This window comes from Paenibacillus crassostreae, from assembly GCF_001857945.1.
Taxonomy (GTDB): domain Bacteria; phylum Bacillota; class Bacilli; order Paenibacillales; family Paenibacillaceae; genus Paenibacillus_AQ; species Paenibacillus_AQ crassostreae.
The window spans coordinates 496,655-518,796 of the sequence record NZ_CP017770.1; the positions used below are offsets into that span (position 1 = coordinate 496,655).

General features: G+C 40.5%; 27 protein-coding genes. 4 read left to right on the forward strand and 23 right to left on the reverse strand.

What is annotated here, in order from left to right:
• Positions 1-81 precede the first annotated feature (81 nt).
• On the forward strand, positions 82-201 hold the full coding sequence (locus LPB68_RS23725; RefSeq protein WP_332455182.1) for a PepSY domain-containing protein: 120 nt from the start codon (positions 82-84) through the stop codon (positions 199-201).
• A 71-nt stretch (positions 202-272) separates the two neighbouring features.
• Positions 273-713 (forward strand): DUF1259 domain-containing protein, encoded by a 441-nt coding sequence (locus LPB68_RS02340; RefSeq protein WP_068658224.1) that lies wholly within the window; start codon positions 273-275, stop codon positions 711-713.
• 67 nt (positions 714-780) lie between these two features.
• Here LPB68_RS02340 and LPB68_RS02345 read toward each other — a convergent pair whose 3' ends face one another.
• The 20 genes from LPB68_RS02345 to LPB68_RS02440 all read right to left on the reverse strand — a co-directional run bounded on the left by LPB68_RS02345 (position 781) and on the right by LPB68_RS02440 (position 17,411).
• Positions 781-972, reverse strand: a complete 192-nt coding sequence (locus tag LPB68_RS02345) for a hypothetical protein (protein WP_068658222.1) — start codon at positions 970-972, stop codon at positions 781-783.
• A 60-nt stretch (positions 973-1,032) separates the two neighbouring features.
• Positions 1,033-1,620, reverse strand: a complete 588-nt coding sequence (locus LPB68_RS02350; protein WP_068658220.1) for an MSMEG_1061 family FMN-dependent PPOX-type flavoprotein — start codon at positions 1,618-1,620, stop codon at positions 1,033-1,035.
• A gap of 33 nt (positions 1,621-1,653) precedes the next feature.
• A complete protein-coding gene (locus LPB68_RS02355) occupies positions 1,654-2,508 on the reverse strand; it encodes an ABC transporter permease (protein ID WP_068658218.1) in 855 nt (284 codons plus the stop codon).
• Entirely contained in the window at positions 2,505-3,419 is a 915-nt protein-coding gene (locus LPB68_RS02360) for an ABC transporter ATP-binding protein (protein WP_068658216.1), read from the reverse strand. Before LPB68_RS02360 ends, LPB68_RS02355 begins: the two co-directional genes overlap by 4 nt.
• Positions 3,420-3,531: 112 nt before the next feature.
• The gene (locus tag LPB68_RS02365; protein WP_068658214.1) at positions 3,532-3,864 is read right to left on the reverse strand and encodes an MDR/zinc-dependent alcohol dehydrogenase-like family protein; all 333 of its coding nucleotides are present in this window, start codon (positions 3,862-3,864) and stop codon (positions 3,532-3,534) included.
• Between the two features lie 74 nt (positions 3,865-3,938).
• Positions 3,939-4,847 carry an NAD(P)-dependent alcohol dehydrogenase gene (locus tag LPB68_RS02370; protein ID WP_068658213.1) on the reverse strand — a complete coding sequence of 303 codons (909 nt, stop codon included), beginning with the start codon at positions 4,845-4,847 and terminating at the stop codon, positions 3,939-3,941.
• Positions 4,848-4,922: 75 nt separating this feature from the next.
• Positions 4,923-5,525, reverse strand: coding sequence for an ABC transporter ATP-binding protein (locus tag LPB68_RS02375; protein WP_068658211.1), 603 nt, complete (start codon positions 5,523-5,525; stop codon positions 4,923-4,925).
• A complete protein-coding gene (locus LPB68_RS02380) occupies positions 5,479-6,345 on the reverse strand; it encodes an ATP-binding cassette domain-containing protein (protein WP_068658209.1) in 867 nt (288 codons plus the stop codon). The genes LPB68_RS02375 and LPB68_RS02380 overlap by 47 nt, the downstream gene beginning before the upstream one ends.
• Before the next feature lie 12 nt (positions 6,346-6,357).
• Positions 6,358-7,230 carry an ABC transporter permease gene (locus LPB68_RS02385; RefSeq protein WP_068658207.1) on the reverse strand — a complete coding sequence of 291 codons (873 nt, stop codon included), beginning with the start codon at positions 7,228-7,230 and terminating at the stop codon, positions 6,358-6,360.
• 1 nt (position 7,231) lies between these two features.
• Positions 7,232-8,200: an ABC transporter permease gene (locus tag LPB68_RS02390; protein WP_068658205.1), complete on the reverse strand. Its 969-nt coding sequence runs from the start codon at positions 8,198-8,200 to the stop codon at positions 7,232-7,234.
• A 19-nt stretch (positions 8,201-8,219) separates the two neighbouring features.
• Positions 8,220-9,869 (reverse strand): ABC transporter substrate-binding protein, encoded by a 1,650-nt coding sequence (locus LPB68_RS02395; protein WP_068658203.1) that lies wholly within the window; start codon positions 9,867-9,869, stop codon positions 8,220-8,222.
• 731 nt (positions 9,870-10,600) lie between these two features.
• Entirely contained in the window at positions 10,601-10,915 is a 315-nt protein-coding gene (locus LPB68_RS02400) for a hypothetical protein (RefSeq protein ID WP_082865707.1), read from the reverse strand.
• Positions 10,916-11,110: 195 nt separating this feature from the next.
• Positions 11,111-11,569 (reverse strand): hypothetical protein, encoded by a 459-nt coding sequence (locus LPB68_RS02405; RefSeq protein WP_068658197.1) that lies wholly within the window; start codon positions 11,567-11,569, stop codon positions 11,111-11,113.
• Between the two features lie 149 nt (positions 11,570-11,718).
• Positions 11,719-12,168 carry a hypothetical protein gene (locus LPB68_RS02410; RefSeq protein WP_082865731.1) on the reverse strand — a complete coding sequence of 150 codons (450 nt, stop codon included), beginning with the start codon at positions 12,166-12,168 and terminating at the stop codon, positions 11,719-11,721.
• Between the two features lie 145 nt (positions 12,169-12,313).
• Positions 12,314-12,778, reverse strand: coding sequence for a hypothetical protein (locus LPB68_RS02415; RefSeq protein ID WP_068658194.1), 465 nt, complete (start codon positions 12,776-12,778; stop codon positions 12,314-12,316).
• A 634-nt stretch (positions 12,779-13,412) separates the two neighbouring features.
• Positions 13,413-14,315 carry a sensor histidine kinase gene (locus LPB68_RS02420; RefSeq protein ID WP_068658192.1) on the reverse strand — a complete coding sequence of 301 codons (903 nt, stop codon included), beginning with the start codon at positions 14,313-14,315 and terminating at the stop codon, positions 13,413-13,415.
• Between the two features lie 30 nt (positions 14,316-14,345).
• Positions 14,346-15,083 (reverse strand): ABC transporter permease subunit, encoded by a 738-nt coding sequence (locus LPB68_RS02425; protein ID WP_068658190.1) that lies wholly within the window; start codon positions 15,081-15,083, stop codon positions 14,346-14,348.
• The gene (locus LPB68_RS02430; RefSeq protein WP_082865706.1) at positions 15,076-15,996 is read right to left on the reverse strand and encodes an ABC transporter ATP-binding protein; all 921 of its coding nucleotides are present in this window, start codon (positions 15,994-15,996) and stop codon (positions 15,076-15,078) included. The genes LPB68_RS02425 and LPB68_RS02430 overlap by 8 nt, the downstream gene beginning before the upstream one ends.
• Before the next feature lie 100 nt (positions 15,997-16,096).
• Complete coding sequence (locus tag LPB68_RS02435; protein WP_068658186.1) at positions 16,097-16,789, reverse strand: response regulator transcription factor; 693 nt, start codon at positions 16,787-16,789, stop codon at positions 16,097-16,099.
• Positions 16,790-16,853: 64 nt separating this feature from the next.
• Positions 16,854-17,411: a hypothetical protein gene (locus tag LPB68_RS02440; protein WP_068658184.1), complete on the reverse strand. Its 558-nt coding sequence runs from the start codon at positions 17,409-17,411 to the stop codon at positions 16,854-16,856.
• A 266-nt stretch (positions 17,412-17,677) separates the two neighbouring features.
• Between LPB68_RS02440 and LPB68_RS02445 the strand changes: the two genes are divergently transcribed.
• Complete coding sequence (locus tag LPB68_RS02445) at positions 17,678-17,995, forward strand: hypothetical protein (RefSeq protein WP_068658182.1); 318 nt, start codon at positions 17,678-17,680, stop codon at positions 17,993-17,995.
• A gap of 108 nt (positions 17,996-18,103) precedes the next feature.
• Here LPB68_RS02445 and LPB68_RS02450 read toward each other — a convergent pair whose 3' ends face one another.
• The gene (locus LPB68_RS02450) at positions 18,104-18,322 is read right to left on the reverse strand and encodes a hypothetical protein (RefSeq protein WP_068658180.1); all 219 of its coding nucleotides are present in this window, start codon (positions 18,320-18,322) and stop codon (positions 18,104-18,106) included.
• Between the two features lie 360 nt (positions 18,323-18,682).
• Between LPB68_RS02450 and LPB68_RS02455 the strand changes: the two genes are divergently transcribed.
• Positions 18,683-18,913, forward strand: coding sequence for a hypothetical protein (locus tag LPB68_RS02455; RefSeq protein WP_068658179.1), 231 nt, complete (start codon positions 18,683-18,685; stop codon positions 18,911-18,913).
• Positions 18,914-19,318: 405 nt separating this feature from the next.
• Here the strand turns inward: LPB68_RS02455 and LPB68_RS02460 are convergent, their stop codons facing one another.
• Positions 19,319-20,647 (reverse strand): serine hydrolase domain-containing protein, encoded by a 1,329-nt coding sequence (locus tag LPB68_RS02460; RefSeq protein WP_068658177.1) that lies wholly within the window; start codon positions 20,645-20,647, stop codon positions 19,319-19,321.
• Positions 20,648-20,846: 199 nt separating this feature from the next.
• Positions 20,847-22,073, reverse strand: coding sequence for an MFS transporter (locus LPB68_RS02465; RefSeq protein WP_068658710.1), 1,227 nt, complete (start codon positions 22,071-22,073; stop codon positions 20,847-20,849).
• Between the last annotated feature and the right edge of the window lie 69 nt (positions 22,074-22,142).

Genomic DNA, 22,142 nt, shown 5'->3' on the forward strand with positions numbered 1-22,142 from the left:
TAACCTCAATATTTCTATATCCTTCACACCAAAATCTTACCTATTACATATTGATAAATGATATCTATTTAATAAAGGAGAATGCGAATTTTAGTTTATGAAATATTCATTGTGACAACCAACAACAGGTTGTTTGAAGTAGAGTTAGCAGCAAAAACTGGAAGAATCTTAAAAATCGAAGAAGAAAATGAGGATGATTAATGAGAAATACCGTTCCTAAAGTAATCACTTTTTAATACTATATCTTATCTAGTAAAGGAAGGTGATAAGTTATGAGTGTTAGTCCACAGTGTAGACAGTTTGCAGAAATATTTGGTGGTGAAGCACAAGTCATTAATGGGGTATGTGTAGCAACAAAGTTAAGAACAAATATTAGGGTGAATATATTGAATAGACGTTCAAAAGGTCTTTTCACAATCCCCTTCGGCATTTCGTACGAAAGCGTAAGTGCTGATGGTAGAGCATTATGTTTAGGAGAAACAGTTATACTCACTAGTGAAATAAACCCATTTATATCTAGGCTCCGTAGAGCTGGTATAAAAGTAACATCTCTTCATAACCATTGGTTATTTACAAATCCAAACATATGGTATATCCATTGGGAGGCTATTCAACGTCCATTAGTATTTGCTAGGAATGTGCGGAATGCCTCTAGTGTTTTGACGACCCAACCCGTTGGTCCAATTGCTTGTAGAACTACTAGAAAAAAGTAAGAAGTTAATGTTAACTTAACATCGTATATGAGAATAAGGCTGCCGAGAAATCGACAGCCTTATTTCTTTATACTTCTCGTTCATTGTATTCAACAATCTCGTCTAACGAGGTATGTGCATCCCGTTGGTCCTCTTTTTCAATTTCACGGTCCACTTCACTTCCGCCTTGAATAGCATTTGTCGCATTTACTTGTTGCTGCAATTGTTCTTCAATTTGACCGATCCCATGTGCCTCTTGATGATTTCTGCTTGTTGGCATAGTTATCACCCCCAATATTGTTCACAACCGAATGTCCATCATACAAAGTATGTCCCAATATTAACTTTTATAATTATTGATTTTCAAATGTGCCTGGAACAATTCACTAACCACTGGCAATTCATCTTTTGGCGACCATTTATCAATGTTCCATATCCCTGCTTGATTAAAGGCTCTTGGGCAATGAATAAAACACTCTTCCACTTCAATAATTACAGCTATCCCAGTAGTTTTCTTTTCCCATTGCATATCATTGATAAATTCTTTATTACGAGTAAGTATAGCACGTCCATTGATACGAAGAACCTCCTCCAAAGGTGGAATAAGAAAAATCATCCCTACCTGTGGATTCTCGAGCATATTCAACATTGAATCGATACGCCGATTACCTGGTCGATCCGCGAAAACAATTCTATTGTTATCTAAAACTTTAACGAACCCTGCACGATCTCCTCGCGGTGAGACATCTGTCCTACCGTCCGTACCCGAAGTTGCTAGAAAAAAAAGTGGGGATTTGGCAATAAAATTCTCAATATGTGAATCAATTTGTGTGACGACTTTCTTAATTACAGCTTCATGAGGTGCTCCTATCATCTCCCTTAATTCTTCAGCAGATCTGATGATATCGTCATTCCATGGATTGTTCATTAGTATATCCTCTCGTAGGTCGAAATTAGTTGATCATTTGTTTTTGCGTGACATATTCAATACGGCCAGTCCGAAGCAGATAACTGTTGTTATGATTAGAATAAGTATACTAATCCAAACACTTACCTCAGTATCACCAAAGTAATAGGTTACACCCATCAATTTCTCGAATTCGATCAAAGTCTCAGCAGGTGCTCCAGCAAAAGCTTTCGAAAGAGGTACATCCATAATAACCTGTCTAAAAATAGAGACTGCATGTGATACAGGGAATACTTTGATCACCAACTGGACCGCATCCGGTAAAGCACCGATGGGAACGTATATCCCAGTCAAAAATCCAATCAATGTACCGATTACCGTACTCGCTGTAGCAAATGCATTATTACTTTTAAAGAAAGAAACTACAAAAAACATGATAGTTGTGTTCACAAAAGTACAACCTAAAATAAGTGCAACAACCTTAGCGAACGCCACTACAGACAGTAATTTCCCTCCGCTTGACACGATATATAGTTCTACTAATATAAGTGCTACAAAACTCATGATGCAGCCGATCACAAACGCACTAATCATATATCCACCAGCAATGCTACTTCTACTTATCGGAGCGGAATTGAAATCCTTATAAATTTTCTTTTCCCGATCACTGACCAATGCACCAAATGCACCCATTGTTGTTGTAACCGATGTCACAGCTAGTAGCCCTGCCATTATCCATCTGTCCATAAGAAAGCGAATATTATCGATATCCGGATAGTTACTCGCCCACACATCACCCAGAAACAAAGCGTAAAGACCAATAATTATGAACACAGCAAGAAGCGAGAAGAAGACAGCATTTTTATCCCTGAAAAAGAGGAGTAGATTTCGTCTAGCAAATCCAATCATTGTCTAATCTCCTTTCCTGTTATACCAATAAACGCATCATCCATCGTCCCATTTAAGACTTCAAAGCCTTTGATATACGGTTTACATTGTTCCAGGATCGGTAGAGCATCCAATGTTGATGAAATTTTAATAGATATTTTATCGACATTTCGGGTGAAATCAATTTGTGCTTCCATCAGGAACTCATCTAACTTTTCGATATCCTCCGGGAATAGATTTAATTGATCGCTAGCATAGGTGTTTTTTAATTCGGTTGGCGTTCCTCTTGCCGCAATATTACCATTGTCGATCACGACAACATAATCTGCATCTGCTGCTTCCTCCATATAATGTGTAGTAAGAAATACAGTCATGTTATTTTCCTTTTGTAGCTTTTTAATGATCTCCCACACATTTTTTCTGGTTTGCGGATCAAGACCTGTTGTAGGTTCATCTAAAATTAGAATCTTAGGTGTATGAACTAGTGCCCGCGCTATATCAGCACGTCTACGTTGACCGCCCGATAACTTCCCATAAGGACGATTCATGAACTCAGTTACACCTGCAGCCTCAGCTGCTTTTTGCACCGATTGCGCTAGTTCATTACCTTTTGCGCCATAAAATCCACCTCTAATTCTCATGTTTTCTTCCACGGTTAGCAACGCATCTAAAAGCCCGTCTTGAAACACCGCACCAATGATGGAGCGAATCTTATCATCTTCTTTACCTAATTGGTAGCCATCTATCGAAATCATACCTGAGTCCTGTTGTAAAAAGGTACAAATAATATCAATCGTCGTTGACTTCCCCGCCCCATTCGGCCCAAGAAAAGCGAACATCTTCCCCTTCTCCACGTAAAAACTGATATCCTTGACGGCCTGCACTTTACCATAGGATTTGCTTAGATTAGTAACTTCAATAATAGGATCCATCCCAATTTCTACCTCGCCTTCGAAATAATATCTTTTCTAGACACATTGCAGATTCAAGTTCAACTTATCTTATTTAGTGTTCACTTCAAGAGTTTCATTAAAGTATATACTATCAGATATTAAAATGTAATCTATTACCTAATAGATTAATAAAGAAGCTAGCAGGGCCATGGATCAGGTGATTAATCCATCGACATTCTGCTAACTTCATTTCATTACTTCTTATTATTGATACACCTATAACCATCTTCTCTATTTGTTCAAAATCGTTGCGCTTAGGCTGTAGGTTAGGCTGTACTACAGCTAATTTTGCATCAATATTATATTTCTCTGCAGCTTCCGAAATGCTTGTAGGAATGATAGTAACTAGCCTGCCACCTTCTCTTAAAACCTTATAGCTCTTCTCTTGAACGTCACCACCTAAAGAATCAAGAACAAGATCCACAATGTTTCAAATTTGTGCATCCGAAACCCTTTTCATGACTTATGGGATACCCATTGCAAGTTTCTAATATCATGTTACACCGTAATGACTACATTTCCTTTTTTGTGCCCTTTTTCAACATATCTGTGAGCTTCAGGAATTTGAGCTAGTGAATAGCGTTTATCGATGACCGATTTTATTTTGTTCGCCTCCATAAGCTCTTTCAGGAAAATCAAATCTTCCGTACGTACCTTTGCCATTCCTTGCCCATCCACTGTCACATAGGATCCGTTCGGAGTGAGTGCTTTCTGGCAATTTGACTTTGAGTTTTTCCCAACGGCATCAAAGATGATATCATAATGCTCACCGTTCTTCGTAAAATCCTCTTTCGTGTAATCCATGACCTTATCGGCTCCCAGAGATTTCACCAATTCAAAATTTGCGGTGCTACATACCGCGGTAACCTCCGCCCCATAATACTTGGCAAGTTGTATAGCGGAAGTCCCCACTGCTCCCGAAGCTCCATAGATAAGTACCTTATGTCCTTTACGGATCTTTGCTTTTCTAAAAAAATATAAGGCTGAGGTTCCTCCAAAAAGAACTGTAGCTGCTTCCTCATAGCTCGCATTGGTTGGTTTTATGGCTACCAACCCATTTTCAGGCATACATGTGAACTCAGCATGAGCACCAAGTCTCATCCCTGTTAATGAAAAAACTTGGTCACCTTTCTTATATCGTGTTACATCCTTGCCAATCGCTTCGATTTCTCCAGCTAACTCCGTGCCGAGTATAGGCTTTCTTGGTTTTCTGAAGCCTAATACAATTCGCATAGGAATCCATAACATGAGAGGACTTTTGAATCCTCGAATTCTTAAGTCCCCTGATGATACTGATGTCGCGTGAACTTTTATCAGTATTTCATTTTCCTTAGGGGTGGGCTTATCTACCTCTTGGAGCTCTAGAACATCGGGTGAACCGTATTTTGTGCATACCATTGCTTTCATAGACTTCCTCCAATACCTCAAGTTTGCTAATAATATACCTGTATAAGATATAAAAATATAGATACTAAAGTATTGTTAATCACTACCTACCTTATAAATACTGTCACACAATCGATTCAACAGGCTAGTCTCATGGCTAACGATAATCACACCAATGTCTCTGCTCTTGCAGATGCGGATAAATGCATTCCAAATTTTCGCCTGTGTAATTGCATCTAGCATGGTCGTCATCTCGTCGGCGATTACATATTTCGTATCTGGATTCAGAGCGCGTACAATACAAAAACGCTGTTTCTCACCACCGGACAGCTCAACAGGCCAACGGTCCATCCATTCCTTCTTTATTTCAAAAGCATCTAGAATATCTTGTGAAGGCGTATAGGATTCGGTCAGAACGTCGTGCATACGCCACTTTGGATTAATGGCTTTTTCCGGGTGCTGATAAATAAGTTGAACCGGGTTAAAAGTATGTCGCACCTGAGTATGGTGATCTAACGATACACGCCCTATGCGAGGGGAAATGTATCCGGCCAGAATTCGAGACAGTGTCGTTTTTCCGCAACCACTATAGCCCGATAACCCCAGCACCTCACCTGGAGCGATAGAAATGTTGATATCCTTAATAATCCAGTTATTTTGATGATAATAGTGGCTCAGGTTCTCTCCAATCAGGGACATGGGTTACAGTCTCCTCCTCTTTATATTCCATATCGAAATCATTCTGCGGTAAAGCACGCCACAACCTTTTTGTATAATCATTTGTCAGACGTTCACCATTTCCTTCAAAAGCCGTAGCCTCTGAAATTTCCAATGTAGCTCCATCCTTGATGACAGCCACTCGATCTGCGATTTGGAGTGCTGACATCATATCGTGAGTAATTAACATGACTCCAGCACCCTCTTGGGCAAATTGCTTAAGTTGCTTCAAAATCTCAGCTAACGCCTGTGGATGAATTCCGGGTGTCGGCTCATCAGCAATGACAAGCTTGACACCCTCTCGGACGCTTGTTGCAAACAACACCCTGCGAAGCATCCCCCCAGACAACTCATACGGAAACAACCTTCCATCACTCTTCTTTAGATCGTATTGTGCAAATAGATTTTCCTGTTGTCTCCGCGCAGTCTTCTTATCCAACCCAATCTGTACCTGCCGGTCCACACGCATGAGGGGGTCAAGATAATTAACGGACTGTGGAATAAAGGAAATTTCTCGTCCTCGAAGCAGTTCTTTTCTCTTCGTTGTTAATTCTTCTCCTTGGTAAACAATACTTCCGCTGCAGATGGCATTGCTGGGTAGGATTCCCAACACGGCGTGCGCCAATAAACTTTTACCCGAGCCACTAGCTCCTACTACAGCTACAATTTCCCCTTCATTAATATCCACATGCATATCAGCGATCGGTCGGATTATACGTTGTTGTATTCCTTTAACATATTGCGAGAAGCCAATGGACAGGTTGTTCACTTGCAATAATGGCTTTGTCTGTTTCATATTCATTGTGTGTCCCCCTTAATCATTCGAGCTAGCAGGTTCCATCAAGATACGAAGCTGCTCACCAATACTGTCGAAACTTTTGATCGTTATGACTAACAGCAATCCCGGAAACACGACCAACCACCATTTCCCGGTAGAAATATGGTTCATCGCTTCGGATAATATAATACCGATAGCCGGAGTTTGTGGAGAAAGTCCAAATCCCAAAAAAGTCAATGCTGCTTCATGCAAGATCACATGGGGAAACATCAGTAGAAAACCAATCATAATTTGAGGAAATATGGACGGTAGGATATGTTTTCTTGCGATATACCACGCAGATTTCCCATAGCTTTTCGATAATTGGATATATTCAGCACTCTTGATTTGAAGCACCTCAGAGCGAACCACCCTCGCTAGCGCCGTCCAATGAGTTAGACAAACTCCAAGGATAATGCCATGCACCCCTCCACCTACGATGAAACAGATCAGAACCATAAAAACAAGATGGGGCATACCGATGAACAAATCTATCATCCAGGAGATAACGGCATCAATGGCTTTGCCAAAGATAGCTGCACAAATTCCCATCACGGTTGCGATAAGAACACTAATCACAGAGGCGAACACTCCTACTGCTAGTGACAGACGTAATCCCTTGATTGTCCGTGTGAACATATCCCGTCCGAGCCAGTCCGTACCGAATATATGTTCAAGACTTGGAGGGAGGTTTCTGCTCGTTACACTCAGACGAAGATTGTCATTACTCAACCAGAAACTAAGAATTAGAATGGTCATGAGAAGTCCGGAAGAAAACGCTATGAACAGTAGCATTTTAGTTCGAACATTAACATTACGCTTTCGTTCAAAAAACCTTCGTATATTCAGCCCTTCTTGTATCCTCTGCATATTAGACTACCCTCCTCATACGTGGATCGACAACCTTATTCAACAGATCGGCTATTAAATTCCCTGCGAAAACAAATAAGGAACTAATCAGAATAATTCCTACCATTAAAGGAAGGTCACCCTTTAACCCGGCATGGGTCAAGGTACTTCCGAGTCCTGGATAGGCAAACACTTGCTCAGCTAGCATGGACCCTCCGAATAGCTCCCCGAAGTAGGCAAATTGTAGGGACATAGCAGGAATAATAGAGTTCCGAAAGCCATGATTGATGAAAATCTGCCACTTGCTTTCCCCTCTTGCCATCGCAAAAATAATATACTCCGTATTCAGAATATCGATCATCTTCTCCCGGGTATGCATGGCTACATTAGCAACCCCAAGAATACTTAATGTCAGAGCCGGTAGCACAAAATGATGAACCCGGTCAATGAACCGTACTTCACTCTCCAGCACTCCAATAGGTACCGCTAACCCAACAGGAAACCATTGGAGCCATACGGCAAAAATAATGAGTAGAATGAGTCCCATCCAGAAGATTGGAGTAGATACCAATGTGTAGCTGTACCATTTAATGATCGTATCCGTTAACTTCCCCCGCTTCATAGCGGCGGTCACCCCAAGAATGTATCCGATAACCCCTGATACAATCCATGCGGTACCCATTAAAGCAACGGAAGTTAAGAACCGACTTTGGATAATATCCATAACAGGGCTACGGAAGAGCTTTGAAGTTCCGAAGTCGCCGTGTAGCAACGCCCCTGCCCATGAAATATATTGTTCTACGGGGCTCTTATCCACTCCCCAGTATTCTTTGAATTTCTCAATCTGCTCAGGTGATGCCGAGCTATCCCCTCCGATATAAGCGTTAATCGGATCCATCGGTGATAGATGGATCAATGTAAAGGTCAGTATGGATAATCCGAACAGCAGAGTCAGAGCGCGAATCAAACGAATTATTATTCTTTTTGTCATAAAAAATCCCCCCGATGGATCAGTTACTCCATGTCCATTCTGTGATATTTCCGAACAATGCCCACTCATGGCCGTGCGAGTGAATCGGTTGTTTGCCGAGATCCAGCTTGTCATTAGCCAAGTACAGATGATCTACACGCAGTAACCACACAATCGGAGCATCTCCTATACCGCTAAAGCCGGTTTCTCCGTCCCACTGGGCAAGTTTCCAATATTTATTAGCTTCTTCCTGTGATGAGGCTGTGAGCGCTAGATCCAAATACTCGTTCACCTTATCGTTATGGTAGTTGGACATATTATTAATACCTTTGTTACTAGCTTTGGAAGAATTCATCGTGTACAACTGATAAGGATGATGCCTCCCACCACCCCATGCCACTGCTGCAGTCTTACCTTTCAGATAAATATCATCCCAGGTCGTGCCGATCGTATTGATCTTCATGCCTAGATCACGCGCCTGATCTGCCACAGCAAGAGAAAGATCACTGCGAAGTTGATCATTTGAGCTGAAAAACATATCAAATTCTGCGTTACGTCCGTCTTTTTCCACAATGCCATCTTGGTTCGAATCTACCCAACCGCCATCAGCGAGAATTTGTCTGGCAGTTTCAATGTTACCGTCTTCTACAACCGTTTCCTCATTAAACCATGGCAAATCATCACACAGACAATAGGCCTTTTGTCCATGTCCATTCAACACAATATCTAGAAGTTCTTGGCGATTCAGACCTATATTAAGCGCTTGACGAATGGCGAGATCACTGGTTACATCGTTGCCAGATTCAACTTCTTCCCCGTTTGTCATACTTGAGCCTCCGCTTGGCTGCGTAGGAAACATGATTCCACGGGAGTCGATGCTCTCATATGTACGTAGCGTCATTCCCTCTACTCTTTGCTCAGCGAAAGTAGGTGGGACATAGACAATATCCGCTTCCCCGGACTTGGCTGCTGCCAGAGCAGCATCTTCATCTAATAGTAGGAAGGTCAATTTTTTGAACTGTGGCTCTGTGCCATACCAATATGGATTGTATTCCATAATTATTTGTTGACCATCATCGTACTGAACAACCTTGTAAGGACCCGAGCTAATCGGATTTTGAGAATATTGATCATTGTAGTGATCCTTGGGGACAATTCCAATCTCTGTTAGTTGACTTACAAAAGTCGAACGCGGTTCGTTAAGCGTAATAACAATGGTGTTGCCTTCAGTGACTTCAATCGTCTTCACGAAAGTTAGATCGAATTTAATGCCATCCTCCTTGAGCATTTCATATGTAAACTTCACATCATCCGCAGTGACCGGCTCACCGTTCGAGAATTTAGCATCATCACGCAATGGGAAAGTCCAATTCAGGCCATCCTCGCTGACTGTATACGATGTGGCAAGATCTCCAATAAAGTTAAGGTCTGAGTCGATAGCTAGCAGTGAACTGTGGGTCAGACGAATTTGTGTCATTCCCCAGCCTTTCTTAGGATCGAACTGCCCACCATCCAGTTTTCCTATGGCAAGCACCAAATCCTCTTTTACAGGTATTGAACTCTGTGAGTCAAGTACATTTTCAGATTTCTGAGAACCCGTTCCACAACCTGCCAATAATATGAGTGACAACCCGAGTGTTATGATAGAAAAAGTCCTATTTTTGATAAATTTTGTTCTTTTGGCTTTCATGCGAAACCTCCTATGTTATTAAATATCGAACTACCTTCATTCCATTGGCCTCTCTATTTTTATTTGTAATTTTTATGATTAATTCCTCTACATTGTAAATATTACTATTAGAATTGTCAATATTTACTTTTTTTACATTTAGCTCACAATAAAAAAGCCTAACTCTATATAAGTTAAACATTCAATAACCACTCAACATTTGACCAAAAGTCCAGAATTATTTAAACATATAAAATAGGTTTGGCGTCAGATCTTTCATTGATTCACACGAATATCCCATCGAACCTGTTATTTCTCATCGTCTGATAAAAGGTTTCATAAATCATTTATACACTCTCTTTATATCTTTATTAAACCAATGAACATAACCACAACGGTACATCAAAGGCTTTTTTTATTAGAGTTTGACTCACGTTTTTTGAGCCTCCTCTTTTTTGACAAGCGCTGATACCGTAGTATCTTCATTTTGATGAATTCCTCGCTCACAAATCTTTCTTAGAACTGTATATGTAATGGATTTTTCCCAACCAAGCTTTTCAAGGATAGGTCTTACAATAATATACTAAAATCATCCAATGGATATGGTAGATATTCATGTGACTCCTTTAGCTGGATACCCTTGGAAAGAAAAAACACTAACGAGGGGTTAGTGTTTCTGGTGGTATTAACCAGTAGTATATTAGGGATAGTATGTTGCTTTATTGAACTAACGGGTCCCGTTAGCACAACGCTCATTTCACCTCAACAGTAATGCTCTCGAACATGTTGGCTTCTAAATAAGCATCCAGTTGCCAAACCCCAGGCTGGGGCAGTTCCATGGAAGATGGTACATGACCATCCGCGCCATTATTAGGACCTCCAATAGGAGTAGGATTATCCAGCGGTAAAGGGTTAATTTTTTTGCCAGTTTTCGTGTTGACAGCTTCAACTCTAAAGTTCCCGCTCAATTCTTCTTTTGTTCCCCAAAAATGCCACATGTGCTTGTTTGGCTTCCCTGCAACGAATTCGGGTCCTAAAATTCCGATCCTCCCTTCGATTCCCTGCATCTCGAGTCCCTCGCTTGTGAAAGTCGGACTGATTTCCACGGAGGTATTCGCAGCTTTAGTACAACCGCTGAAAATCAACAAAACAGCTATTAATATACAAGTGTCCCGTTAGCGTAACGAACAAGCATGTCATTCTGGTTAAGCTCATCCTCTGAATAAGATAATGAACGTATCTAATAATGCTTTTGAATACACTTATATCCACGTTTGAAACGATTTATTGACCATCTTTACATTGTTCATTTTTGCCCAACTCTTTAAATCCGAGATACCTCTATCCTCATCCTTTGAATATCTAAATGCCATACCCAATGGGACGATCTTCCTCCTGTAAGGTAATATCCCAATAACAGGCCTAAAGTACCCCTTAGTCATTATCACTTTAATATCCCTTGAATTAATTATATTTCCATTTAATATGATTTGCTCATTGGATAGGCATAACTCCGTTGGTTTCTTAAAAAATGTTCTGAACAATGCGAGTAACAGTACAACTAAACCCATAAGAACCGCTGTTATCGAAGCGTAGAACACACCCCTCTGATCCCATAATCTCAATACAAGAATAGATTGACTCGATATAATAGCTATCATGCCTATAATGGTTCCAATCCTTGGTGGACTCTTAACTGGATGCTTTATTTCCCTCAACATTGCCCCCCCCCCCCCCGTTCAAATCCCTTTCCTTAGAATACCACATATTGGAACTATTCTGCTCGTTAGCGTAATGAAAAAGCAGCCGATCGTCTGACCGGCTGCCATCGTGTCTTGATTGAACTATCGTACCCCGTTAGCACAATAATTTAGGGGTTTATATTATTCTCACTTACATGTGTAACAACGAATCCTGAATCGTAATTGTGACGGAATGTGATTTGATAATTTTCTGTTTTCTTATCTACCACGTTATTAATAACTTCATGTACACTCGCTAAAACATCTAATTCGTAAAATCCCCCCTTAACCTCTCTCATATCGGTTACTTGAAATGGGTCAAAGTAATAAACATATTCTTTCCCTGTCTTTAAGTATTTCTTTTCTTGGAGTACCCATAGTGTCCTCCGTTGCAATTCAGTTGTTAACATTCGTTCCAATCGTTCTTCCCTTGTTTGTGGGGATCCCCATAAAGCAATCCATTTAATTGCATCTTTTCCTTTAGTCATTTCATCATGTGGTTGAGCAACACTTGCTGACTGAATGGATAGTATTGCCCCAATGGAAAGGACTATAGTAGATATCAATTTATGATTCACATTATCACCCACCCATAGATTCCCTCATTTGGCTAGGTTTTATGTGCCAAGAAAATGTTCTGTTAAACTGCCCGTTAGCTGAACAAAGGGCTACCTCACGGCAGCCCTTTCATTATTGAACTATAGTGTCCCGTTAGCTGAACAATTACATCTTCTTTGGCTCTTCCTTCGTGTTTTCCAGTTCAACAGACAGAAACCCTGACATCATCCCACCGTTTTTAGTGCTGAGGGCAACCCAGTGAGTGCCCGTTGCCCAAGGTTGCGTTCCATTTACAGCCTTTTGAGCACCAGGAGCCACCTCGAAGAACATTTTTTCCGTTCCCGTAATTGTGTCTTGAGTAACTCGGACCCTCAGGGTTTCAGATGATGTATTGTGAACCCGAACTTTTACCCATCCGAAATGGGCTGGAATATTTAAATCTTTATTAAAACTAGGCCCAGAAATTGGAAAATGAACAATCTCGTTATCATCCACGATAAATGCAGCGGACTCACCTGAAGGAAGTAACTCAGGAGCATCTTGAATAACATTTTTTTGGGTAACTGTACTCGCGCAACCTGTGACAACAGTAATAAATGCTAGGAGTAAAACAACCATTCGAAATTTCATTTCATATTCCCCTTTTCTTAGATGCTACATTGGGGTTAGACGTTCTGTTTGTTCTATTGTTACGGTTTACCTGTTTGGGAAATAGAGGGAACTCTCCTAGCTGTTAAGCAATCCTGCCCCGTAGCCATACATGCAGCCCAAGAGCGGGCTGCACCACAGAGGATGAAAATGGATACCTCAGTCTATACTGTTTGTACGGCTGGCGAAGAAGGTCGATAAGCTATGGTGCCATAGAGCCCAACCGTTAGTCTGACTCCGACCACCACGGTGCATCACAGATTGTCGCACCCTATATGGGTAGCACTCATGGGAGATTAATCCTTTTTTGGTTGTTGCACCAGCCTTGCCTTTTTGTTTGTTATCTATGATGTTTTTTGTGCTTAAAAGATCTAACAATCTTTATATGATTACTCAAGAGGCTCAGCCTTTTTTTAAAAAGTGTTATTCTGGGTTTGCTTTATTATGCTCTTTTTCAGGTTTAGAGCTAATTTAATTTTCATGGGAGCTTAATGACGAATCTAATACCTTATTTCATCTGAGAGCTGAATTCTCTTACTTCTTCAACACCGGATAACCGTGCATTGGTAGCCTTTCCGAGTGGGCATAGATGTTGATGGCCTATTCCTCCATCTGCTTATTCCCCAAAAGCGAACACCAACTTAAACTCCCCATTCACAAGAACGGCTTCAATGCTCCCCTTCTGTTTCTCTACCAATTGCTTCACGATGGATAGACCGAGTCCAAGCTGGCCGTTTGCTCTGGAGGGATCACTGGTATACGTTCGTTCGAATAGCTTGGGAAGATCCTGTGCATGAATTTGATCGGTATCATTTGCGAAGATAATCATCACTTTGTGATCCTGTTCGAATAGAGAGATCGTAAGCTGGCTTTTGGCATAACGGAGAACGTTCTGCAATACATTTGAAAATATTCGAATCATTGCTTTTTCATCCAACCAAAGGGTTCGCACCGTTTCATCCAAGTTCAACTCAACTGCAATGTTCTTCCGCTCCAAATCGTTGTGAAATGCAAGAATCACTTCACTTAGTAAGCTGTAGAGATAGATGGATTGTAACTCTAAGGGGTAGTCTCCGGATTCCAAACTTGATAATTCATAGAACGATTCTACCATGTTGTTCATTACAGCCATTTTATGTAGGATAGTATCCAGAATCTCATGACGCTCCGCTTCCGGGACTGATGGGTCTTTAAGTAAATTCGCATAACCCTGCATGGAAGTCAGAGGTGTCCGTAAATCATGAGAGATGTTGGCGATTTCTTGTTTGATTATACGTTCTCTGGATAAGTGGCTTACCTGTTCCTTTTTGCGCTGTTCGAGTTGCTGGTTGATCGCAACTACTAGTTGTTCCATTTCACGTCCTGGAAGTGGCATCTTAACGTCGATGTTATGAGTGGGGTGATTGTCAATATCCATAAGTTGCTTTCGTACTTTGGTAATGCTTTGACGCTGCAGTAGGTAGGGAATAAGAAACACAGCAGCGAACAATGTAGCAGAAATAACGAGAGTTTGTTGCATGTTTCTTATTCCTCCTTAGCTTGATAATGATCAGAACTCTTGTTTTTTGAACAGGTGTAATCCCAGCACATAAAAGACCAGCGTGTAGATTCCCCCAACCGCCCATGGCTCCCAAGCGGCATAAGATACCTCACCATGAGCATTGAATAGATAATACATAGGTTGATGTTTAAATACCCACGGTGCCCATGTCAATCGACCTTGCAGGTTTCCTAGCACATAATAGGGAAGAAAGTAGATAAGCAGGCATGCGATAACAAGATGTGAGCTCTTTCTCATCATGGATGCCAAGCAGAAATATGTGGTTACACCAGCGATCATGATGGGCAACAGATTAATTAATATCGCCATATAATCTAATAATGCATTCTCATCATTCCTATTTAATAGGGTAGATCCTAGCAGAATGGAAATACCAACTAACACCAGAGAGAACACCATAAATCCAGCTAACGTTACGAGCAGTTTTCCGGTATAGATGGTTTGCCTGCTGTAGCCGTAAGCTAGTGTATTCTTAAGCACATTACGGTCTTCTCCCATTAGAATAACAGGAAAAATGAAGAGTAAGACGAATACAAGCCCCATCATGCCGAGGACGTTACTGTAAAGGAATCTTTCATTTGCATATGGGAAACTAGGGTCAATCTGATCGAATATCCCCAATATGATTGTGGCAGCAAACATGAGCAGGATGTATATCAATCCCGTGAAATAATAACTTCTGGTACGTATCCAACGATACTGCTCACCTTTCAAGACATTAAGCATTTCGTTCACCTCCAAGTAGACTTAGATAGTACTCTTCCAAGTCCTCCCCCTTAATATTGATAGAGATCACTGCAATATTGTGGTTATGGAGTACACGATTAATCTGATCTGTCATATCCATACCACCGAACAACTGAATGTGGTGATTGGGCAGAATTTGATATGGAATATCCGGAAAGTTCTTTTCCAGAATCGGTGCAGCTTGCCTACTGTCCTTCACAACCAGTTCGATGCTCTTCCGAGTCTTATTAAGCAGTTCCTCTGCCGTCAATTCTTGGATTATTCGTCCCTGATCAATAAAGATATACCGAGTCGCAATACTCTGTAGTTCAGACAGTACATGGCTTGAAATGAGCATCGTCACATTTTTTTCACGATTTAAACGTTGAAGGAGTTGGCGGATTTCAGCCTTTCCTTCCGGGTCTAAACCGTTCGTTGGTTCATCCAGAATCAAGAATGTGGGATGTGTCATCAAGGCCAGCGCCAACCCCAGCCGCTGCTTCATCCCCATGGAAAATGCCTTGAATTTCTTCTTACCCGTATCCATAAGGTTCACTTCGCGCAGTGCCTGATCGATCGAGGATTTACCCGCGATACCCCGTTGTTGACGATAATACTCCAAGTTCTGCCGTGCCGTGAAGTCTTGGAAGAAAGCAGGTTCTTCAATGATTGCTCCCATCTTGTGGCGTTCTTGTCTCACCTCGACTCTGTCACTTTTTCCGTAAAAAGAGATCGTACCCTTAGTCTGAAAAACCTGTTCGGTGATACATTTGAATAAGGTTGTTTTACCTGCTCCATTCTTGCCAATCACGGCACAAATGTCTCCTGCTACAATGTTCAGATGAATATCTTGAATCGCATAAAAATCCCCGTATGTTTTGCTTAGCGACTCAATTTCCAGCATACAATTCATTATCGTTAAATCCCCCTTGCTCTTGTGATAAATTAATTGTATCGGGGTTCGCTTTAATAAGCTTTAAGCAAAACCTAAAGAAAATCTAAAGAAGCTTATACTAACCAATTTTAAAGCCGATCCCCCATATGGTCCGGATGTATTCCTCTTCGGTAAGACTGGCGATCTTGGCACGTAGATTGCTGATGTGAACATTAATGGTGTTGTCATCACCTAGATAAGTACCCTGCCAGATGTTCGAATAAATCTCGCTTTTCGAAAAAATCTTATCTGACCTCGACAAGAGCAACGCCAGAATATCAAATTCAAAATTGGTTAAAGTCAACAGTTGACCGGCTAAGGTAACTTCATGCCTATCCTTATTCATGATCAATTCACGGACTTGCATGATCTCTTCGCTGTTGTTCGATGTATGTACATAGTGAAGACGTCTGAGCTGAGCTTCAACCCGGGCCAAGACCTCCTCTTTTTCAAAAGGTTTGGTAATATAGTCATCCGCACCTAACCGTAGTAGCATAACTTTATCTTCGAGCGCACTTTTCGCAGAAATGACAATGATCGGTATCGTGAATTGTTCCCGAATCTTTGCAATCAACGTCTCTCCAGGGATTCCAGGCAGCATCAAATCTATCAGCACCAACTGGTACTCTTCCAGAGACAGCCTGAGTGAAGCTTCACTTCCAGAGAACGCAGAGACGGTGGTAATCCCTTCATCCGTGAGAATGCGACACAACAGACGATTGATATCTTCATCATCTTCTACCACTAATACTTTTATATTTGAGTAATCCACTATTGTCTGCCTCCATCTATAATCATTGGAATCGTATCCATCTTGGATTTAACACCATTTATATCTATTTCTTATCCTTAACCCATTCTTTATATTCTGGTAAAGTGTATTCGTCAGTTTTTACGACCGTCCAATGATTTTCCTTATGTTCTAAGAAGAGTTTAATTAAATACTCTCCTCCTGACTCTTCGAAATCATCTCTCAAATAAATAATACTACCATGAACAAGAACTACCGTTTCGTTATCTTTGATATTTTTTATTTTGATACGTTCATAACTTTCAATGTTGTAATTGGCATCTAACAAATTAAAACTTTGATTTAAGGATTCAACCTCATCTTTCTCAATATTAATTCCTTGCTTACGGTCAATATTATCTTTTAGCTTTGGATACTTATCCCACAGAATATTTATATCCTTGTTAACTACGGCTTGTGTTCTATAGTACATATACTCTCTTGCAGGCTTCGAATATTCCACCCAATCTGATGGTTCTGGCTCTACAAAACCTTCCATATCTGCTTTTGTACTAATGTTTTCTGTTAGAGTTGTATTTTGTTGACACCCTATTAAAGTTAATATAATAGCAACCATTATACCTCTTAGAAGAAAATTCTTCATATCATATTCTACCCCCTATATTAAAAGACGAGCAAGGTTTCATCTGGAAAAGATTTTATTAAAGTATAACTATCAAAACGCTTCAGGCTATGGTTTCGTTATATGCGTTTCCACTCATTTGCTGCACTACGCCGACCTGCACTGTCATATATCGCTCCGCCACATGGGAACCTCCAAGAATGGGGGTTCATTTGATTTGAGCAAGACACAGGAAAACCACGCTCAGCATACGATGTATGACTTTATTAAGGAAGGTAGTGCTAACGATGGGTTTCCAAATGGGAATGCAACAAAAAGTGATTTACCAAGCAGACAATAACTTTATGGAGAACCTGAAGTCCATTCGGCATCGCATCCACAATATCTGTAGACAACACGCCAATCAAATTGTACGAATCGAAACGTTAGACGGTCAAGTCATTGTAGGAAGGATTGTTAGTTGCGACAGGGGTTTACTATATCTGGCAGTACCTAGTCACGGCGTACAACGCGCCTTTTACGGAGGTCCTTCCTACACGAGTGACGAAGCTATTTTAACCCTTGTCCTTTATGAATTACTAGTAATCACATTACTATACACGTAAAAAATCAAATGAAAAAGATCGGGTACTTCGCTCGTAGATGAGTGAAGTAAACCCGATTTTTTTTCGGTTAGACTTACGGTTACTTAGTAAAAAGTTTTCTGCACCGAGTCACAAAATATAACGAAAGTGATTATGAAGCATGTCTGGCACCGCGAGGTGCCAGAATATAAAGAAACCCATGTCGTGGTCAAACTGAAAGTCCAGCACGAACAGCTTGTGCAGCGCAAGACCGAGGGTATCGGGATCGAGCTTGATCCGATCGTCCAGAAGCATTTTTTTGAACTGGCCATTCCCACCAAAACAGCGAACCTTTGCTTCCGTACGCAAAAGTCCCCCTCCAGGTACCGCATCGTTCTGTGACCCCAGAAAGCTCACAGAAGCAGGTTTGTGCCGACTTTTCCGTTTTGCGCTGCCCTTTTATTGATTCAGAATCATCAATATTAAGCACTCCTGTGGGTTTGAAATAAAGTTTGATCATTTGTAATAAAGTTCGATGATTTAAAAAAGTTTGATACAATTACATTAACAGGACGGGTTGTGACAATGCCAAAAACGGGCCAGATTGCGGAAGACTTTCTTCAAAGGCAATTGGAAACTATATTAAAAGGATATAATAGATATTGTGTTGGGTCGTACTTTAACTATGTAGCTGGTTAGGAAAGTAACTCATAAAAAAGGGGTGTAAAAATGGATTTGTTACTTTGGATAACTGTTGGTTTCATCGTAATCGGATTTGTTGTTCTTGTTTCTATGAAAAAAAGTATGGAAAGTAGAGTTACTTTAATAATAGAAAATGAGAAAAATATAGAGAATGAACAGGTTTCAAATAAACCCGTTATCTGGTGGATAAAGGGAACCACAGTTTGGGGACTAGTAAGCATGTTTTTAATCGTATGGTCTTTTTCTGTTTATATGTAAAATGGTGAGTGTCGGATAATGGATTTTGGGGACGAAGTAATTCATTTTTATGAAAGACAGTATTTAAACAATCGGGCGCGTTTGTGGAACAATTATAAACAGAAAATGATCAAACTTTTTTATAAAAATTGTTGATACTTTCACAAGGTAATAATCCATTTTGATCAATCTTTCCCAAAATAGATTCTCCTTGTTTATGGTAAAATGCGGATTTGTTAGATGTTTTTGATCAATCTTTATTTTAATGCTACAACTCCACATGAGTCGAGTGCATATGACCTACATACCTACTGTTATTTACGAAGAGGCGATCTCTGATTATACCAGTTATAGACCTATTAAATGCTATTCGAGGGTTGCAGACTAAACTTTATAACACAATTAACTACTTGTAATTTACAAGAATCAATTTCCTTGGAGTTCCTGTGACCTGCTAGAAATTGAGCTGTTATTAGGAAATATTGTTGAAGCACAGGTCAGAATACGAACAGCATCTTCCTTGTCGCCACTCCAAGTTAATGCTTCGGTGATTCGCATAAATTCATATTCCATTAAATAATACTTATCTTGTTCCATCCTCATGATCCGGTGATACTCTGCCATCGCTTGATCGACTCCATCAGATACAGCTATAGCTGCAACTTTATGAGCAATAGATCGCTTGATCTGGTGAATATTCGAACCAAGCAATAGATCTAGTATTGGAAAAGAGACGCTCTCTAGCCAGACATAATCACAATTGGTCATAACAGAAATAGAGATTTTCTCATCAGGGAGCACGTACAGATTGCTCAGAAATCCGGTATCCCACCCTGTATGTGAGATGACACGTGAACCCTTATATTCTCCCAGAAACCAACCTAGTCCAATCTGTGCATTTTCTTGCCCGTATCCAGTTTTTGCATGTGGCTTCCACATTTCATTATAGCTAGTTGATTGCAGGATTTCATGGCCATTCCCTGCAATTCCACAGTTTTGATGCATCAGCAGAAATTGGCACATATCCTCAACATTGGTATATAAAGTGGAGCTAGGTCCATGCGCCCTATTATATGGAAAAATATCACTGATGCAACCTCCGTATCCACTGGAAGTTCCGAGCACATGAGGTGTGGCTAGATGAGCATCAACCTCCTGTTTCAGAAAAGAACTGGACCGCATTCCTGTCGGTTCAAGAATATTTTTTTTCATATACTGCTCGAATCTCATTCCGCTGACCTTCGCTATCACGTCTCCCAAAATCTCGTATCCTATATTACTATAGGCAAATACTTCTCCAGGATCACTCAGTAACTTGTGATGAGATATACCTTTTACGTATCTTTCAAGACTTTGCTCGTCGTATTCAGGCCGGTCCCACGCATAATCTTCTTCATCTGGCATACCGGATGTATGGTTCATAAGCTGTCTTATTGTAATATTTCGATACCGCTCGTCTGCCATCTCAAAATAAGATAGATATTGGGTGATTGGTGAATCCAATTCTACTTCACTACGTTCAACTAATTGCATAATGGCAGTAGAAACGAAGGTTTTTGAGACAGAGGCTTGATGAAACAAAGTGCCACGAACAACGGGCTCACTTGTCAATATATTTGCTGTTCCATATTCACCAGTAAACAAAACTTGGTTGTCCTTCACTATTCCGACAGCTAATCCGGGAAATTGTTCATGTTCTAAAAACTCGATTAGCATTTCGTGCAACAGACCCTGTATATTCTGATATTTATACATAATGACCTCCCAACTCTCACTTCGCTCAAACCACAATAACTACCATTTTTTATAAATTAACCCACAAATATATTACTATGATATGGATACTATGTCTGGTAATAAATAATTATAATTATTTAGAGTTTATGATAACCGTAAATAGCGTCACTTTATAGAAAAGGGCGCCTTCCTGTGAAGAAAGCGCCCTTAACTACTCTTAATTGTTTGATTCTTTTAATGCAGGCTTTCCAACCTCAATCAATACTTTGCTTCGGCCCAGAAATAAGGAAACGATACATAAGAGAATTCCTGTTCCTATAAGCAGCCATTCTATTTTTACGATATCCGCGATAGGTCCAAATATCAACATGCCAATCGGCATCATGGATGTCGATATCATCCCAAACACGCCGAAAATTCTGCCCAAATAATCCTCGTCCACATTCTCCTGGACTAATACCATGGTTGGAGTATTAAAAACAGGCATCGCTAGGCCAAAGACTGCCATAAAAAATAAATAGATCCAGAAGACGGGAATGACGCCGAGAGCAAACGTACAAACCCCCATGAGCAAACTTGCAACCATCATCGTATGAATTTTATTTTGAAAACCACCCCATGAGGCGATAAGAGCTCCACCCGCCATCATGCCAACGGAGAAAGCAATCTCGATCGCGGTTAAGCGCCAGATTTCATCCCCAAAGCTACGGGTAACCTGAAGTGGCGTCATAAAAGCAGCTGGTGCCATTAAAATAAAAAACAAGGAGAAGAACAGAAAAAATTTCTTTAAAAAATCATGTTCCCGGATATAGATGAGCCCTTGCTTAAAGTCATCGAAATAACTGGTACTTTGTTGTTCAGTTGCTTTCTTGTGAAGCGGAATTCTGAAAAACAGCAATAATGTCAGGATCGCAATCGCGGCGGTAATGACATCAATAAAGAAAATGGTCTCCAGTGTGGTCATAGTCATCAATGCCGCACTCACCATTGGTGCTACAAACATCATAATGGCTTGTAACGATCCATTCGTACCATTTACTTTTGTCAGATGTTCAGCGGGAACGATTTGCGGTAATATGGCGCCAACAGCTGGTGTTTGAATTCCTGCACCTACTGCACGTATAGCCGCCATCACAAAGAGTAGCCCGATCGATTCATGTCCCATTAAAAAAATGACGGCGAGAATCAATGTTGCTACTGCGATCAATGCATCTGCCAGAATAATTAGTATTTTCCGATTGTATCGGTCCGCCCAAACTCCAGCAAAAGGAGATAAAATAAACGTGGGAACGAATCCGCAAAGGATATACAAAGTCATCATCATACCTGACTGTGTAGTTAACGTAATATGCCACATAATGGCATATTGTACTAAAGATGAACCAAATAGCGATATCGTCTGACTGCTTAAAAAGAGAATGATATTTTTTTTCCAATGGTCCATAGTAACTTGTTCATTATTTGAATTCAACTCATTCACAACCTTTTCTGTTCAAAAAAATATTTTAAAGCG

Excerpts from the sequence above, each read along its gene's own strand:
- LPB68_RS02395 (WP_068658203.1), bottom strand. The coding sequence starts at position 9,869 with ATGAAAGCCAAAAGAACAAAATTTATCAAAAATAGGACTTTTTCTATC.
- LPB68_RS02465 (WP_068658710.1), bottom strand. The coding sequence starts at position 22,073 with ATGGACCATTGGAAAAAAAATATCATTCTCTTTTTAAGCAGTCAGACG.
- LPB68_RS02430 (WP_082865706.1), bottom strand. The coding sequence starts at position 15,996 with ATGAATTGTATGCTGGAAATTGAGTCGCTAAGCAAAACATACGGGGAT.
- LPB68_RS02340 (WP_068658224.1), top strand. The coding sequence starts at position 273 with ATGAGTGTTAGTCCACAGTGTAGACAGTTTGCAGAAATATTTGGTGGT.
- LPB68_RS02375 (WP_068658211.1), bottom strand. The coding sequence starts at position 5,525 with ATGTCCCTGATTGGAGAGAACCTGAGCCACTATTATCATCAAAATAAC.
- LPB68_RS02440 (WP_068658184.1), bottom strand. The coding sequence starts at position 17,411 with ATGAAGAATTTTCTTCTAAGAGGTATAATGGTTGCTATTATATTAACT.
- LPB68_RS02420 (WP_068658192.1), bottom strand. The coding sequence starts at position 14,315 with ATGCAACAAACTCTCGTTATTTCTGCTACATTGTTCGCTGCTGTGTTT.
- LPB68_RS02455 (WP_068658179.1), top strand. The coding sequence starts at position 18,683 with ATGGATTTGTTACTTTGGATAACTGTTGGTTTCATCGTAATCGGATTT.
- LPB68_RS02390 (WP_068658205.1), bottom strand. The coding sequence starts at position 8,200 with ATGACAAAAAGAATAATAATTCGTTTGATTCGCGCTCTGACTCTGCTG.
- LPB68_RS02385 (WP_068658207.1), bottom strand. The coding sequence starts at position 7,230 with ATGCAGAGGATACAAGAAGGGCTGAATATACGAAGGTTTTTTGAACGA.
- LPB68_RS23725 (WP_332455182.1), top strand. The coding sequence starts at position 82 with ATGCGAATTTTAGTTTATGAAATATTCATTGTGACAACCAACAACAGG.
- LPB68_RS02380 (WP_068658209.1), bottom strand. The coding sequence starts at position 6,345 with ATGAATATGAAACAGACAAAGCCATTATTGCAAGTGAACAACCTGTCC.
- LPB68_RS02460 (WP_068658177.1), bottom strand. The coding sequence starts at position 20,647 with ATGTATAAATATCAGAATATACAGGGTCTGTTGCACGAAATGCTAATC.
- LPB68_RS02350 (WP_068658220.1), bottom strand. The coding sequence starts at position 1,620 with ATGAACAATCCATGGAATGACGATATCATCAGATCTGCTGAAGAATTA.
- LPB68_RS02415 (WP_068658194.1), bottom strand. The coding sequence starts at position 12,778 with ATGAAATTTCGAATGGTTGTTTTACTCCTAGCATTTATTACTGTTGTC.
- LPB68_RS02445 (WP_068658182.1), top strand. The coding sequence starts at position 17,678 with ATGGGTTTCCAAATGGGAATGCAACAAAAAGTGATTTACCAAGCAGAC.
- LPB68_RS02400 (WP_082865707.1), bottom strand. The coding sequence starts at position 10,915 with ATGCAGGGAATCGAAGGGAGGATCGGAATTTTAGGACCCGAATTCGTT.
- LPB68_RS02360 (WP_068658216.1), bottom strand. The coding sequence starts at position 3,419 with ATGGATCCTATTATTGAAGTTACTAATCTAAGCAAATCCTATGGTAAA.
- LPB68_RS02370 (WP_068658213.1), bottom strand. The coding sequence starts at position 4,847 with ATGAAAGCAATGGTATGCACAAAATACGGTTCACCCGATGTTCTAGAG.
- LPB68_RS02355 (WP_068658218.1), bottom strand. The coding sequence starts at position 2,508 with ATGATTGGATTTGCTAGACGAAATCTACTCCTCTTTTTCAGGGATAAA.
- LPB68_RS02405 (WP_068658197.1), bottom strand. The coding sequence starts at position 11,569 with ATGTTGAGGGAAATAAAGCATCCAGTTAAGAGTCCACCAAGGATTGGA.
- LPB68_RS02425 (WP_068658190.1), bottom strand. The coding sequence starts at position 15,083 with ATGCTTAATGTCTTGAAAGGTGAGCAGTATCGTTGGATACGTACCAGA.
- LPB68_RS02345 (WP_068658222.1), bottom strand. The coding sequence starts at position 972 with ATGCCAACAAGCAGAAATCATCAAGAGGCACATGGGATCGGTCAAATT.